Source organism: Actinacidiphila acididurans, from assembly GCF_016918855.1.
Classification (GTDB): Bacteria; Actinomycetota; Actinomycetes; order Streptomycetales; family Streptomycetaceae; genus Actinacidiphila; species Actinacidiphila acididurans.
In genome coordinates, this window is sequence record NZ_JADKYB010000012.1 from 213,387 (window position 1) to 229,244 (window position 15,858).

9 protein-coding genes are annotated in these 15,858 nt (G+C 73.6%); 7 read left to right on the forward strand and 2 right to left on the reverse strand.

What is annotated here, in order from left to right; all coding sequences use genetic code 11:
• Nucleotides 1-11: 11 nt before the first annotated feature.
• From ITX44_RS22860 to ITX44_RS22890, 7 genes are all read left to right on the forward strand, one after another.
• Nucleotides 12-1,622: a 3' terminal RNA ribose 2'-O-methyltransferase Hen1 gene (locus ITX44_RS22860; RefSeq protein ID WP_205359184.1), complete on the forward strand. Its 1,611-nt coding sequence runs from the start codon at nucleotides 12-14 to the stop codon at nucleotides 1,620-1,622.
• The gene (locus ITX44_RS22865) at nucleotides 1,619-4,192 is read left to right on the forward strand and encodes a polynucleotide kinase-phosphatase (RefSeq protein WP_205359185.1); all 2,574 of its coding nucleotides are present in this window, start codon (nucleotides 1,619-1,621) and stop codon (nucleotides 4,190-4,192) included. The genes ITX44_RS22860 and ITX44_RS22865 overlap by 4 nt, the downstream gene beginning before the upstream one ends.
• A 230-nt stretch (nucleotides 4,193-4,422) precedes the next feature.
• Nucleotides 4,423-5,646 carry an arginine deiminase gene (locus ITX44_RS22870; protein WP_205359186.1) on the forward strand — a complete coding sequence of 408 codons (1,224 nt, stop codon included), beginning with the start codon at nucleotides 4,423-4,425 and terminating at the stop codon, nucleotides 5,644-5,646.
• Between the two features lie 221 nt (nucleotides 5,647-5,867).
• Complete coding sequence (gene argF / locus ITX44_RS22875) at nucleotides 5,868-6,866, forward strand: ornithine carbamoyltransferase (RefSeq protein ID WP_205359187.1); 999 nt, start codon at nucleotides 5,868-5,870, stop codon at nucleotides 6,864-6,866.
• 125 nt (nucleotides 6,867-6,991) lie between these two features.
• A complete protein-coding gene (locus ITX44_RS22880; protein ID WP_205359188.1) occupies nucleotides 6,992-7,828 on the forward strand; it encodes an enoyl-CoA hydratase-related protein in 837 nt (278 codons plus the stop codon).
• Nucleotides 7,829-8,212: 384 nt separating this feature from the next.
• Nucleotides 8,213-9,730, forward strand: coding sequence for a hypothetical protein (locus ITX44_RS22885; RefSeq protein ID WP_205359189.1), 1,518 nt, complete (start codon nucleotides 8,213-8,215; stop codon nucleotides 9,728-9,730).
• Nucleotides 9,727-14,355: an FtsK/SpoIIIE domain-containing protein gene (locus tag ITX44_RS22890; RefSeq protein WP_205359190.1), complete on the forward strand. Its 4,629-nt coding sequence runs from the start codon at nucleotides 9,727-9,729 to the stop codon at nucleotides 14,353-14,355. Before ITX44_RS22885 ends, ITX44_RS22890 begins: the two co-directional genes overlap by 4 nt.
• Nucleotides 14,356-14,473: 118 nt before the next feature.
• Here the strand turns inward: ITX44_RS22890 and ITX44_RS22895 are convergent, their stop codons facing one another.
• The gene (locus ITX44_RS22895; protein ID WP_205359191.1) at nucleotides 14,474-14,782 is read right to left on the reverse strand and encodes a hypothetical protein; all 309 of its coding nucleotides are present in this window, start codon (nucleotides 14,780-14,782) and stop codon (nucleotides 14,474-14,476) included.
• 66 nt (nucleotides 14,783-14,848) lie between these two features.
• Nucleotides 14,849-15,718 (reverse strand): hypothetical protein, encoded by an 870-nt coding sequence (locus ITX44_RS22900; protein ID WP_205359192.1) that lies wholly within the window; start codon nucleotides 15,716-15,718, stop codon nucleotides 14,849-14,851.
• Between the last annotated feature and the right edge of the window lie 140 nt (nucleotides 15,719-15,858).

Genomic DNA, 15,858 nt, shown 5'->3' on the forward strand with positions numbered 1-15,858 from the left:
ATACTCGAGCGGTGTTCCTGACGATCACCACCACCGACGGCAGCGCGGGTCCGGCGACGGACCTGGGATTCCTGCTGCACAAGCACCCCGACAAGGCACAGGTGTTCTCCACCGCGTACGGGGACGCCCATGTCTTCTATCCCGAGGCGTCGCCGGAGCGGACCACGGCGGCGCTGTTGCTGGAGGTCGATCCGGCGGCGCTGCTCCGGCGGGCCCGGGGGAAGGGCAAGGGCCGGGGCGGGGCGCCGGACGCCGCGCTGGCGCAGTACGTGAACGACCGGCCGTACGCCGCGTCGTCGCTGCTGGCGGTGGCGCTGCGGACGGTGTTCAGTACCGCGCTGCGCGGGGAGTGCCGGACGCTGCCGGAACGGGCGGCGGCGCCGTTGCCGCTGCGGATCGAGGTGCCCGCGCTGCCGGCCAAGGGCGGACCGGCGCTGGTGGCGCGGCTGTTCGAGCCGTTGGGGTGGCAGGTGAGCGCGGTGCCGGTGGCGCTGGACGAGCGGTTCCCCGAGTGGGGCGAGTCCCGGTACGTGGGGCTGGTGCTCGAGGGCGAGCTGCGGCTGGCCGACGCCCTGCGGCACCTGTACGTACTGCTGCCGGTGCTGGACGACGCCAAGCACTACTGGGTGGCGCCGGACGAGGTGGACAAGTTGCTGCGGTTCGGCGAGGGATGGCTGCCCGGGCACCCGGAGCAGCGGCTGATCACCAGCCGTTACCTTTCCCGCCGCTGGTCGTTGACACGACAGGCGATGGAGCGGCTGGAGCTGGCCCGGCTGGCCGACGCCGACGACATCGAGGTCGAGGAACTGGACAACGCGGTCGCCCCCGAGGTGCCCGAGGAAGCCGAGGAGCGGCCCGCCCCGCTCGCCGTCCAGCGCCGGGAGGCGATCCTCGCCGAGTTGCGCGACGGCGGCGCCGCCCGGGTGCTGGACCTGGGTTGCGGGCAGGGCCAGTTGGTGGCCGCGCTGCTCAAGGACCCGCGGTTCACCGAGATCGTCGGGATGGACGTGTCGGCCCGCGCCCTGGACATCGCGGCACGCCGGCTGCGGCTGGACCGGATGGGCGAGCGCCAGTCGTCCCGGGTCCGGCTGACGCAGGGTTCGCTGACGTACACCGACGCCCGGCTGAAGGGGTACGACGCGGCGGTGCTCAGCGAGGTCGTGGAGCATGTCGACCCGCCGCGGCTGCCCGCGCTGGAGTACGCGGTGTTCGGCACGGCCCGCCCGCGTACGGTGGTGGTGACCACGCCGAACGCGGAGTACAACGTGCGCTGGGAGTCGCTGCCGGCCGGGCAGGTGCGGCACGCGGACCACCGTTTCGAGTGGACGCGGGCACAGTTCGCCGACTGGGCCGGGCCGGTGGCCGCACGGTACGGGTACGCGGTCCGGTTCGTGCCGGTCGGCCCCGACGACCCCGAGGTCGGCCCGCCCACCCAGATGGCCGTCTTCACCCTGGCCGCACCCGCCGAGGGCACGCCCGCCCGGCACCGAGGCGCGCTCGACGCCCGTATCCCCGTCCCCGCCGAGCCCGTCCCCGCCGGACCGGCCGGCACCGACGACCCCCGCGACACCGACAACGACCCCGACACCGACCCGACGGACGAGAAGGAGGCAGTGGCATGACCAGTACCGAGGCACCGGCGAGCCCCGCGAGCTCTTCGCGGCGGACGCTGCCCGTCACCGACCTGTCCCTCGTCGTGCTGATCGGGGCCACCGGTTCGGGCAAGTCCACGTTCGCGGCACGGCACTTCCGGCCCACCGAGGTCATATCCTCCGACTTCTGCCGGGGGCTGGTCAGCGACGACGAGAACGACCAGAGCGCGACCAAGGACGCCTTCGACGTGCTGCACTACATCGCGGGCAAGCGGCTCGCGGCGGGCCGCCGTACCGTCGTGGACGCCACCAGCGTGCAGCCCGAGAGCCGCCGGGCCCTGATCGCGCTGGCCCGGGAGCACGACGTGCTGCCCATCGCGATCGTGCTGGACGTGCCCGAGCAGGTCTGCGTCGAGCGCAACGCCACCCGCCCCGACCGGGCCTCGATGCCCCGCCACGTGGTGCAGCGCCACCAGCGCGAGCTGCGCCGTTCTCTGAAGGGCCTGGAGCGCGAGGGCTTCCGCAAGGTGCACGTCCTGCGCGGCACCGCCGAGATCGACGCCGCCGAGGTGGTCACCGAGCGCCGGTTCAACGACCTGGCCCACCTGACCGGCCCGTTCGACATCATCGGCGACGTCCACGGCTGCGCCGCCGAGCTGGACACGCTGCTCGGCAAGCTCGGGTACGCGGACGGCCGCCACCCCCAGGGGCGCACCGCGGTGTTCCTCGGCGACCTGGTCGACCGCGGCCCCGACACCCCCGCAGTGCTGCGCCGCGTCATGAGCATGGTCGAGGCCGGCACCGCCCTGTGCGTGCCCGGCAACCACGAGAACAAGCTCGGCCGGCACCTCAAGGGCCGCCGGGTCCAGGCCACCCACGGCCTGGCCGAGACCATCGCCCAGCTCGACGCCGAGGACGAGCGCGACCCCGCCTTCCGCGACCGGGTCCGCGCCTTCCTCGACGGCCTGGTCAGCCACTACGTCCTGGACGGCGGCAAGCTGGTGGTCTGCCACGCCGGCCTGCCCGAGAAGTACCACGGCCGCACCTCCGGCCGGGTCCGCTCGCACGCGCTCTACGGCGACACCACCGGCGAGACCGACGAGTTCGGCCTGCCCGTGCGCTACCCGTGGGCCGAGGACTACCGCGGCCGGGCCGCCGTCGTCTACGGCCACACCCCCGTGCCCACCGCCTCCTGGCTGAACAACACCATCTGCCTGGACACCGGCGCCGTCTTCGGCGGCAAGCTCACCGCGCTGCGCTGGCCCGAGCGCGAGCTGGTCGAGGTGCCGGCCGAGCGCGTCTGGTACGAGCCGGTCAAGCCGCTGGCCGGCGAGGCGCCCGGCGGCCGCGAGGGCCGGCCGCTGGACCTGGCCGACGTCCAGGGCCGCCGCATCGTGGAGACCTCGCTGATGGGACGGCTCGCCGTGCGCGAGGAGAACGCCGCCGCCGCGCTGGAGGTGATGACCCGGTTCGCGGTGGACCCGCGCCTGCTGGCGTACCTGCCGCCGACCATGGCCCCGAGCGCCACCTCCGGCCAGGAGGGTTACCTGGAGCACCCGCTGGAGGCGTTCGCCGCCTACCGCGAGGACGGCGTGCGCCAGGTCATCTGCGAGGAGAAGCACATGGGCTCGCGCGCGGTCGCCCTGGTCTGCCGCGACCGGGACGCGGCCGCCGCCCGCTTCGGCACGGACACCGTCACCGGCGCCCTCCACACCCGCACCGGCCGGCCCTTCTTCGACGACCCCGCCGTCACCGAGGCGGTGCTGACCCGGCTGCGCGGGGCGATCACCGACGCCGGCCTGTGGGAGGAGCTGGACACCGACTGGCTGCTGCTCGACGCCGAACTGCTGCCCTGGTCGCTGAAGGCGTCCGGTCTGCTGCGCCGGCAGTACGCGGCGGTGGGCGCGGCCGGCGGCGCCGCCTTCCCGCCCGCGCTCGCCGCACTGGAGTCCGCCGCCGCCCGCGGCACCGACGTGGCGGCGCTGCTGACCCGGCAGCGGGAGCGGGCGGCGGACGCGGCGGCGTTCACCGACGCCTACCGCCGTTACTGCTGGACCACCGACGGCCTGGACGGAGTGCGCCTGGCCCCCTTCCACCTGCTCGCCGCGGCCGGCCGCAACCTGGCCGCGCTCCCGCACGACCGCCAGCTCGCGCTGATCGACCGCATGGTCGCGGCCGACACGAGCGGGCTGCTGCGCTCCACCGGCCGCCTGGTGGTGGACACCGGCGACGAGCAGTCCGTCGCCGCCGGGGTGAGCTGGTGGCTGGAGCTGACCGGGGCCGGCGGCGAGGGCATGGTCGTCAAGCCACTGGCCGCCCTTACCCGCACCGCCGAGGGCCGCCTGGTGCAGCCCGGCATCAAGTGCCGCGGCCGGGAGTATCTGCGGATCATCTACGGACCGGAGTACACCCGCCCCGAGCACCTGGCCCGGCTGCGCGGCCGGTTCCTCGGCCACAAGCGCTCGCTCGCGCTGCGCGAGTACGCCCTCGGCATGGAGGCACTGGACCGCCTGGCGGCCGGTGAACCCCTGTGGCGGGTCCACGAGGCGGTCTTCGCAGTCCTCGCACTGGAGTCGGAACCGGTCGACCCGCGCCTGTGATCCGTGGGCGAGTCCCCCACCGGCGGGCTGGGGCGACGTGCTCCCACCCGCGGCGATGGGCGCGCCTCCCCACTCGCGGCAATAGACGCGCGTCCCCACCCGCCGCCATGGTGACGCGAATCACCGGGCCGCTCAACTGCGGGCGGCCCGGGGCCGCGTCCCGCACCCCGCGACCGGCGCGGTCGCGTCCCACCTGTGGTGTTCCGCCCGCCGGTGGGAAGGTCTAGCTCATGGGATTCCATGTCGACTCCGAGACCGGGCGGCTGCGCCGCGTCATACTGCACCGCCCGGACCTGGAACTGAAGCGGCTCACCCCCACCAACAAGGACGCCCTGCTCTTCGACGACCTGCTGTGGGTGCGCCGGGCGCGCGCCGAGCACGACGGCTTCGCGGACGTGCTGCGCGACCGCGGGGTGGAGGTGCACCTCTTCGGCGACCTGCTGCGCGAGACCCTGCTGCTGCCACCGGCCAAGGCACTCGTGCTGGACCGGGTCTTCCAGGAGAAGGAGTACGGCCCGCTCGCCACCGAGCACCTGCGCGCCGCCTTCGACGAGCTGCCGCCCGCCGAACTCACCGAGGCGCTGGTCGGCGGGATGACCAAACGGGAGTACCTGGAACGCTTCCCCGAACCGGTCTCGGTCCGCTTCCACGCCATGGACCTCGACGACTTCCTGCTCGCTCCGCTGCCCAACCACCTGTTCACCCGGGACACCTCCGCCTGGGTCTACGACGGGGTGAGCATCAACGCCATGCGCTGGCCGGCCCGGCAGCGCGAGACCGTGCACTTCGAGGCGATCTACCGGCACCACCCGCTGTTCTCCGGCGGCGGCTTCCACGTCTGGTCCGAGGGCCAGGCCGCCTACCCCTCCACCATCGAGGGCGGCGACGTCCTGGTCCTCGGCAAGGGCGCGGTGCTCATCGGGATGAGCGAGCGCACCACCCCGCAGGCGGTGGAAATGCTGGCCCGCGGCCTGTTCGCGGCCGGCTCCGCGCAGACCATCGTGGCCCTGGACATGCCCAAGACCCGGGCCTTCATGCACCTGGACACCGTGATGACCATGGTGGACGGCGACACCTTCACCCAGTACGCGGGCCTGGGGATGCTGCGCTCGTACACCATCGAGCCCGGCGCGGCCGACGGCGAACTCAAGGTCACCGACCACCCGCCCGAGCACATGCACCGGGCGATCGCCGCCGCGCTCGGCCTGGACGCGATCACCGTGCTCATCGCCACCCAGGACGTCCATTCCGCCGAGCGCGAGCAGTGGGACGACGGCTGCAACGTGCTGGCGGTGGAGCCGGGCGTGGTGGTGGCGTACGAGCGGAACGCGACGACGAACACGTTCCTGCGCAAGCGCGGCATCGAGGTGATCGAGATCCCCGGCAGCGAACTGGGCCGCGGTCGCGGCGGCCCGCGCTGCATGAGCTGCCCGATCGAACGGGACGCGGTCTGACACCTGGCGCGGGCGGATGGTGTGGCCGGATGGTGTGGGCGGACGGTGCGGGCGGATGGTGTGGGCGGACCCGAGAAGGGGGAGGTCGGCAGTGTGAGCGGGACCACCCGCGCCCCCCCGCCCTCGGGTCTGTATAAGAATGCTGACTATCGTATAGAGTTCCAGCGGCCGGAGAGCGGCCGAGGAGCAGGACCACCACGCGACGCCTAGGAGTTCCCCGCATGCCCGTCGACCTCAAGGGCCGCCACTTCCTCAAGGAGCTGGACTTCACGCCCGAGGAGTTCCGGCACCTCGTGGAGCTGGCCGCGGAGCTGAAGGCGGCCAAGAAGGCCGGCGCCGAGCAGCCCCGGCTGACCGGCCGCAACATCGCGCTGATCTTCGAGAAGACCTCCACCCGCACCCGCTGCGCCTTCGAGGTCGCCGCCGCCGACCAGGGCGCCAGGACCACCTACCTCGACCCGTCCGGCTCGCAGATCGGGCACAAGGAGTCGGTCAAGGACACCGCCCGGGTGCTCGGCCGGATGTTCGACGGGATCGAGTACCGCGGCCACGGCCAGGCCATAGTCGAGGAACTCGCCGCGCACGCGGGCGTACCGGTCTGGAACGGCCTGACCGACGAGTGGCACCCCACCCAGATGCTCGCCGACGTGCTCACCATGACCGAGCACAACCCGCGCCCGCTGCCGGAGATCTCCTACGCCTACCTCGGCGACGCCCGCTCCAACATGGGCAACTCCCTGCTGATCACCGGCGCCCTGCTGGGCATGGACGTCCGCATCGCCGCGCCGCGCCCCCTGTGGCCGCACGCCTCCGTCATCGCCGACGCGAACCGGCTCGCCGAAACCACCGGCGCGCGGATCACCCTCACCGAGGACGTCGCCGAGGCCGTCTCCGGCGCCGACCACGTCCACACCGACGTGTGGGTCTCCATGGGCGAGCCCAAGGAGGTCTGGGACGAACGGATCGACCTGCTCAAGCCGTACGCCGTCACCGACGAGGTGATGCGCGCCACCGGCAAGGCCGGCACCACCTTCCTGCACTGCCTGCCCGCCTTCCACGACCTCGGCACCGCGGTCGGCCGCGAGATCCATGCCCGCTACGGCCTGGAACACCTCGAGGTCTCCGACGAGGTCTTCGAGTCCGAGCGGTCCGTTGTCTTCGACCAGGCGGAGAACCGTATGCACACGATCAAGGCCATCCTTGTGGCGACGCTCGCCTGATCCCCCGGGTTCGCCCCTAGGTTCTCCCGGCGAACCGCCCGCCGTCAGGCGGGCCCGGGGCACGCCCGGCGAACCCTACATGCCGACAAATCGGGTGATAGCGTCGGCATCGAGGAGGCCACGCCATGAGCCCGCACCCGAGGCACCCCAGCAGCTCCGCGAATGACGCCGCGCGCACGCGCTACCTGCGGCTGGAGAGGTCGGGAGGCGTGATCACGGTCGGCCCGGAGCAGGCCGACCGCCCCGCGCTCACCGCGGAAATCATCGCTGAGCTGCGCGACGTGGTGGCCGAGCTGGTCCGGGAAGGGCGAACCCGCGTCCTGGTGCTCGGCGGCAGCGGCCACGGCTTCGGGTCGGGCGCCGACCCGGAACGGATCGTGGCGGCCACCCTGGCGCTCGGCGCGGGCGAACTGCTCGCGCTCACCCGGACCACCGGCCAGGTCGTACGGGCGCTGCGCGAGGCGCCGTTCCCCGTGGTGGCCGGGGTGAGGGGGACAGCCGCCGGTGCGGCGGCAGCCCTCGCGCTGGCCGCCGACTTCCGGGTGGCCGATCCGGGCGCGCGGTTCGTCTTCCCGTTCACCCGGGCCGGGCTGGCGGGCGCCGACGCGGGCGCCGCCTACCTGCTGCCCCGGCTCGTCGGGCTCGGCCGGGCCAGCCGGCTGCTGCTGCTCGGCGATCCCGTTGACGCCGCCGAGGCCGAACGGATCGGCCTGGTGGGCCCGCTCGCCCCCGAGGACCGCGCCGCCGAGGCCGCTGACCAGCTCGCCCACCGCCTGGCCGCCGGCCCCGCCCCGGCCCACCGGGAGACCAAGGCCCTGCTCACCGCCGAACTCGACCTGCCGCTCGGCGCGGCCGTGGACCTCGACGCAGCCGCCCAGGCCCTCCTGCTCGCCGCCCCGGACCACGCCCCGTTCCCCGCCGCGCCCACCACCCGGCCAGAACCGGAGTGGGAGGGCCACTAGGCACTGTCCCGGGTCACCGACCGGACCTTTCCGGCCCGGAAGTTCACCCGCGCGCCCTCGTCCGTTCGACGGCGCGTGACCGCCCCGCGTACCACCGGATGTAACCCGCGGGAACCCCGGCGTGCGCCCGGGAGCGGGGGACGTATACGACACGTGCCCCGAGCAGGGCAGGATCAGTTGCCCTGCGGGCGGACCGGGGGGTGGTTGCCGTCTACACTCCCACCTGGACACCGGTGGCGACGGTCCGCGGCGCGGTGCGGCCGGTGAGGAAAGCGGCGGCATCCGGTACGGGCACGAGGGACGTCGGCCGCTGTTCCCGTTCTCCTGTCGTGCCCGACCGCGACCGTTTCCCGATTCCCCAGTGGCGAACTCCGAGAGGTTCTCGTGCACATCCATCAGGTGGGCCCGCCGGTCCCCGTGGCGCGGACGCACACGGCGGCGGTCGCACTCCCATGGAATTCCGGGTCGAGCGCGCTGATCGTCGCGCTCGTCGAACTGCTCTTCCTGGCCCTGCTGTTGCTGCGCTGGCTGGTGCGCAGACAGGGCGGCTGGCGGCGCGCCTGGCGCGCGATGAGCCGCCAAGTGCGGCTGACCTGGGGGGCGTTCTCCCAGCCCGTACGGGACTTCCTGCGGTTCCGGGCGTCCGTGCGGCACCTGACGCGGCTGTTGTCGGCCGGCGCGACGACCGGCACCGCGCACGACGCGCTGAACGGCGTCGACGCGGCGGTGGCGCCGAGCGCCGCCGAAGCGTACGGCTTCGCGGTGCGCGTGGCGCCGGTTCGCAGGGGTGCGGCCGAGGTCGCCGTGCACCTGGCCGGCCGCCGGGTGCCGCAGCCCGCCGCGCCGTGGCGGACGGAGGGCGACGCCCGGCTGTGGTTCGCCGCCGGCCAGGACCTGGCGCCCGCGGCGATGCCGGGCCTGACCCTCGACAAGGACACCGTCGATCCGGACGCCGTTGATGACGGGGTCCCGCGGATGCTCGTCCCGGTCGGCCTGCACGACGACGCGGTGGTGCTGCTCGACCTCGCCCGCGGCCCCGGCGTGCTGAGCACCTACGGCGACCGCGCCGCCGGCCGGTCCTTCGTGCAGGCGGTGGCCGCCTGGCTGGACCTGGCGGAAGACGTCGAGGTGATCGTCGCCCGCGGGGTGCACCCGCGCCACCAGGGCCCCGACCTGGACTCGCTGCTGGACTCGCTGGACGGCCTCGCGGGGGAGCGCTCCCGCCCGGTGGTCGTGGTGTGCGCGGCGCCCGACGCCGAACAGGCCGCGCAGTTGGGCCGGATGGCCGCCGCCGGACTGCTGCGCGCGGTCGTCGCCGGGCAGGTGCCCGGTCACCGCTGGGAGATCCGGGTCAACTCGCGCGGCCGCGCCCAGGCGGCCGGCCTCGGCCTGACCACCGACGCGGCGCCGCTCGGCCCGGCGGTGGCGCGTACCGCCCGCAAGTCCCGTACGGCGGGCCGCCGCGGACCGGCGCCGGCCACACCGGCCACACCGGGTACCGCCCCGGTCCCGCCGCCCGACGGACCCCCGCCGGTCCGGGTCCCGCCCGCCCGCGAGCCGGTGACGGCCCGTCCGGTGGCGGCCCGTACCGCGCCCGCCGGCCCCGTACCGGTTCCGGCCGAGCCGCTGCCCGCGGCGCAGGCCACGGCTGCCGAGCCGGTGCCCGAGCCGCACGCCAGCCCGGCGCCGCCCCCGCTGCGTGCGACGACGGCCGGCCCGGCCCCGCTCCGGGCCCCCGCCGAGCCGGCCCTCGAACCGCCGGGCTCCGCCGTCCGTGAACTGTTCGCGGAGCCCGACATCACCTCGGTCTCCGCCGCGGACGCCCGCGCCGCGACCTCCTCCGCGTCCCCGCGGACGCCCGCCCCGCCCTCCCCTCACGAGGAAAACCGGAACGAGTCGTGAAACTCCTCATCACCACGGTCCACGGCGAGCACCGGGAGCGCCGTGACGTGCTGGTCAACGCCGCCGCCGGCGCCCCGGTGGGACGGCTGGCCCCGCAACTGCTGGCCGCCGGCGGGGAACCGGCCGAGGGCCGCAGCGCCGATCCCGATGTGACGCTCTACCTCGGCGAGCGCCCGCTGGACCCGTCGGCCACCTTGGCGTCGGCCGGCATCCGCGACGGCAGCACCATCGGCATCGGGGTGCCCGTACCGCGCACCGGCACCGACTACGGCCCGGTCCGCGACGAGATGCCCACCCCCGCCCGGCCCGGCTCGGCGCCCGTCGCCGAGGTCCAGGTCATCGGCGGCCCGCAGGCCGGCCGGGTGCACCTGCTCGGCATGGGCACCCACCTGCTGGGCCCGGCCGCGGGCAGTTCGGTACGGCTGGAGGGCCGCGGGGTGCCCGAGGCCGGGCTGCGCGTCGTGGTGCGGCCGGACGGCACGGTGCTGGCCGCCCTGCCCGACGGCGAGGCGCAGGTGCGGCTGTCGCTGCCCGAGGCGCCGCCGCCCCGGCCGCGCGCCGACGTGGCGGCGCTGCCGCCCGAGCCGGTCCCCGACACCGCGGACGCGGACGAGGACCCCGACCCGGTGCCGCGCGGCTGGACGCCGTGGCCGCTGGACGGCGAACTCGTGCTGGGCGAGCACCTGCTGCGGGTGACCGCGCCCACCGAGGCCGACGCCGCCGTCACCGCCTCGGCCAAGGACACCAGCCTGGACTTCAACCGCCCGCCGCGGCTGCTGCCGCCGCTCCAGCCGGAGACCTTCCGGCTGCCCGGCCCGCCGCAGCCGCCCAAGCGCCGGCCGATCCCGTTCCTGGTGATGATCGCGCCCATGTTCCTGGGCTTCGCCATGGTGTGGTTCTTCCATTCCTACTTCTACCTGATCTTCATGCTGCTCAGCCCGATCATGGGCATGGGCAACTGGATCAGCGGACGGCGCAGCGGCCGCAAGGAGTTCCTGCAGTCCGTCGCCAACTACCGGCTGCGGCGTGCCTCCCTGGAAGCGGACGTACGTGCCAAGGTGGACGCCGAGCGCCGGGTGCGGGTCACCTCCGCCCCCGACCCGGCCGTCGTCGGCCTGATGGCGGTCGGCCCCGGCACCCGGCTGTGGGAGCGGCGGCGTACCGACCCGGACAACCTGATCCTGCGCATCGGCACCACCCGGCAGCAGTCGCTGCTGCAACTCGACGACGCCGCGCGCGAGGACAACCACCGCACCACGTTCTGGCAGATCCCCGACATGCCGATCGGCCTGGACATCGCCGGCAGCCAGGTGGTCGGCATCGCCGGCGCCGAGGAGCCGGCCCGCGCCCTGGCCCGCTGGGCCGTCGCCCAGGCGGCGGTCCTGCACAGCCCCCGCGACCTGCGGATCTGCGTCCTCACCGACAACGCCGCGGCCGACGCCTGGCAATGGGCGCGCTGGCTGCCGCACGCCCGCTCCGGGATCTCCTCCGCGCAGGAGGACGCCCCCGTCATCCTGCTGGGCAACGACCCCGAGACGGTCGCCAACCGGGTCACCGAACTGGTCGGCGCCATCCGCACCCGCACCCTGGCCCAGCAGGCCACCATGCGCGGCGCCCTCTACAGCGAGCCCGACGTGCTCGTCGTCCTGGACGGCGCCCGCGAACTGCGCGACGTGCCCGGCATGGTCCAGGTCCTCAAGGAGGGCCCGGCCCGCGGCATCTACCCGCTGTGCGTGGACCGCGAGGAGCGGATGCTGCCCGAGGAGGCCAGCGCCGTGGTCTCCATCGCCAAGGACACCCTGACGCTGCGCCGCACCGGACTGCCCGACGTGACCGGGATCCGGCCGGACTACGTGACCGCCGAGTGGGCCGAACGCGTCGCCCGCGGCATCGCGCCCGTCCACGACGTCACCCCGGACGCCACCGGCGGCCTGCCCGACCGGGTCTCGCTGCTGGACCTGCTGGACCTCGAACCGCCCGCCGCCGAGGTCGTCGCCGAGCGCTGGGCCCGCCGCCCCGCGTCCACCGCGGTGCTGCTCGGCCAGGGCTTCGACCGCCCGCTGTCGCTCGACCTGGTCAAGGACGGCCCGCACGCGCTCATCGCCGGCACCACCGGCTCCGGCAAGTCCGAACTGCTCCAGACGTTCGTGGCGTCACTGGCGGCGGTCAACACCCCGGACGAACTCACCTTCGTCCTGGTCGACTACAAGGGCGGCAGCGCCTTCAAGGACTGCGTGCGGCTGCCGCACACCATGGGCATGGTCACCGACCTGGACAGCCACCTGGTGCAGCGCGCGCTGGCCTCGCTGACCGCCGAACTCGTGCGCCGCGAGCACATGCTGGCCGGCGCCGGCGCCAAGGACCACCCCGAGTACCGGGCGCTGCGCCGCCGCGACCCCTCGCTGCCGCCGATGCCCCGGCTGCTGCTGGTCATCGACGAGTTCGCCACCCTGGCCCGGGAGATCCCCGACTTCATCCCCGGCCTGGTCGGCATCTCCCAGCGCGGCCGCTCGCTCGGCCTGCACATGGTGCTGGCCACCCAGCGCCCGGCCGGCGTGGTCACGAACGACATCCGCGCCAACACCAACCTGCGGATCTCGCTGCGCGTCACCGACGTCACCGACAGCACCGACGTGCTGGACGTGCCCGACGCGGCCGGCATCTCGTCCGCCACCCCCGGCCGGGCCCTGGTCCGGCTCGGCCACCGCTCCGCGATGAGCTTCCAGACCGCGTACGTCGGCGCGCCCCGCCCCGAGGCCGCCGCGCCCGCCGCCCCGGTGGACCCGGACCCGAAAGGGGACGGCGCCGAGGAGGGCTGGGACAACGAGTCGACGCTGTGGACCACCCCGCTGCCCTGGCAGCGGCTCGGCCGCGCGGTCGAGGCGCCGCAGGACGACGACGAGGAGGAGTTCCCGCTCCTGGCCGACGAGGAGGGCCCGACCGACCTGATGGCCCTGGTCGACGCCATCCGCGCCGCCGCCGGACTGGCCGGCCACCAGCCGCAGCCCAGCCCCTGGCTGCCGCCGCTGCCGGACTCGCTGGACCTGTCCGACCTGCCCGTGCCCGCCCCGCCGACGAACGACGGCCGGGTCGTACCCGCCGCCTGGGCCCGCGAGGACCTGCCCTGGGCCCAGGCACAGCCGCCGGTGCTGCTCGACCTCAACGACTTCGGGCACCTGTACGTGCTGGGCATGCCGCGCTCCGGCCGCTCGCAGACACTGCGCACCATCGCCTCCGCTCTCGCCCGCGCCAACTCCTGCGCCGACGTGCACTTCTACGGCGTGGACGCGGCCGGCGGCGCCCTGGCGGCGATCTCCGCGCTGCCGCACACCGGCGCCGTGGTGCCGCGCGCGGACATCGAACGGCTGGGCCGGCTGCTCAACCGGCTCACCGCCGAACTCGTCCATCGCCAGGAACTGCTGGCCGCCCACTCGGCCGGCACCCTGGCCGAACTGCGCGGCCTGCTGCCGCCCGCGCAGCGCCCCGCCCACGTGGTGCTCCTCATCGACGGCTGGGACACGCTCAACGCCCTGATCGCCGACATCGAGGACGGCCGGATGGTCTCCCAGGTCGCGATGCTGCTGCGGGAGGGCGCCGCGGCCGGCATGCACGTGATCGTGACCTCCGAACGCGCCCTGATGGGCGGCCGGATCGCCGCGCTCAACGACAACAAGCTGATCCTGCGGATGAACGACGTCGGCGACTACGTGATGCACGGCATCGAACGGCAGCGGGTCCCGTCGGCCATGAGCCCCGGCCGGGGCTTTCGCACCGAGGGCGGCGCCGAACTCCAGGTCGCGGTCCTGCCCGGCGGCCCCAGCGGCCAGGAGCAGGCCGAGGCACTGCGCCGGATCGGCGCCGAGGCCGAGCGGCGGGACCAGGGCGTGCCCGCGGCGGCCCGGCCGTTCCGGATCGAGACGCTGCCCTCGCAGATCCCCTTCAAGGAGGCGTACGCGCGCACCGCGGCCGCCGACCGCCGCCCGATGCGCGGCATGCTCGGCATCGGCGGCGACGACGTGGCCCCGGTCTGGGTGGACTTCTCCGGCGTGTCGTCCTCGTTCGTGATCGCCGGCCCGCCCGGGTCCGGCCGCAGCACCGCGCTGGCCTCCCTCGCGGTCTCGCTGCTGCGCGGCGGCACCGGCGTGGTGGCGCTCGCCCCCCGCGAGTCGCCGCTGCGCGCCCTGCACGGCCGGGCCGGCGCGGTCGTCATCACGTCCCTCGCGCCGACCGAGCAGGAGGTGACCGCCGCCCTCCAGGAAGTGGGCGGCGGCCCGGCGGTGGTGCTGGTCGACGACGCGGACCTGCTGGCCATGACCCCGGCCGACAACGTGCTGCGCGACATCGCCACCTCCGGCCGCGACCGCTCGCTCGGCCTGGTGGCCGCCGGGCCCGCCGAGGCGCTGGTCTCGCCGCTGAGCGCCTGGATCGGCCAGGTCCGCCGCTCCCGCAAGGGCCTGCTGCTCTCCCCGCAGACCGTCGGCGAGGGCGACGTCCTGGGCCTGCGGCTGCCGCACAACATCATCCGGGTCAACCGGGTGCCCGGCCGCGGCTACACCACCGACACCGGCGGCGCGCTGCTCACCGTCCTGGTGCCGGACACCGTGCCGGCCCGCGACGCGGACTGAACGCCCGTGGAATATCGGCTGAACAATTGAGCGGCTGAACGACCGTACGAAAAACCGTACGAAAAAGGGTGCCGGCGGAAACAACCGCCGGCACCCTCTTCCGCATGCGCCAGGAATCTCAGCTGCTCTGGTTGATCTGGTTCGCCATGGTGGTGTCCATGTCGTTGATCTGGGTCTTGATGTCGGTGAACTGCTTGGCGAAGTCACCGATCTTGGTGACGATCTGCTGCAGCTGGGTGGTGAACTGCTCGTAGGCGTGCTGCATCGCCGGGCTGGTCTGCTGCAGGAACAGGCCGTCGTTGAGCAGGTTGTCCACCGAGTTCTTCAGCGTCAGCAGCTGCGGGTTGATGTTCGCCACCGCGTTGTTGAGCTGCGAGGAGACGGTGTCGATCTGGGTGTATTCGAGCTGTACGTTGTTGCTGGGCACGGTATGTCCTCTACTGGGTGGGGTGCCTGGTGGGTCGGTTCGGGGGGAATCGGGAGTCCGGTACCGCTACTTGACCTGGTGACCGCCTCCGCCGCCGCCACCGCCGCCGCCTCCACCGTGCTGAGTGTCGGAGTTGCTGGTGTCGTCGGTCTGGGTCCACGTCGGATTGGCGCCGTTGACGCCGGTGCCGGTCCATGTCTGGGTGGTCGTCTTGCCGTCCGCGTCCACGGTGACGTCGGTCTTGGTCCCGGTGCCGTCGGCATTGCCGGTGACCGTCTCGGTGGTCTTGGTGCCGTCCGGGTGCTCCACCGTCGAGGTGTAGCTGCCGTTGTCACCGAACGTGGTGTGCTCGTGGTAGCTCAGGCCGCCGTTGCCGTCGGTGACGACCGTGTCGTTCGACGTCAGGTTGCCGTTGGAGTCGTACGTGGACGTCGTGTTGTGGGTGCTGCCGTCGGACGCCGTGTAGTGGTAGCCGTCCGGTTCGGTCCCCGGCGCCTCCGGCGGCTGGTTGGGGTCCGCCAGCGGCACCTGCTTCTCGTACGGGTTGCCGTTGTCGTCGAAGCCGTGCACCGTCACGTACGTGTGCGACAGTCGCTGCCAGCTGTCGTACGCCGACTTCTTCATCTCCCACATGCTGTGGGTGAAGCCCGCCGCCTGCTCGTTGGCGGTCGCCGCGTAGCCCGCGTCCTGGTCGAACCACTGCTTGGCGACGCTGGTGTACGTGTTGCTGAGCGATTCCAGCAGGTTCCAGGCGTGTTTGAAGGCGCCGCTCCACGCGTGGTAGTACATGTCGATCATGAACGACGCGTCCGGACCCACGTCGTTCGGCGCGTAGTGGTGGTTGGACGTCCGCGCGTCCGAGATCTTGTGCTTGAGGGTGTCGGTGTCCTTGCCCAACTGGTTCAGGAGCTCGTAGTCGATGACGATGTCGGCCACGCCGTGATCCTCCACTTGCTGCCACAGTCCCGCACAGTGACACGTACGGTCCCCGTAAGCGGTTCAACGCTCCACGTTTCCATGCGTGAATCCGGTACGTGACAATAATCTCTGCGGCCCCAAGTGAACCATCCCGGGGG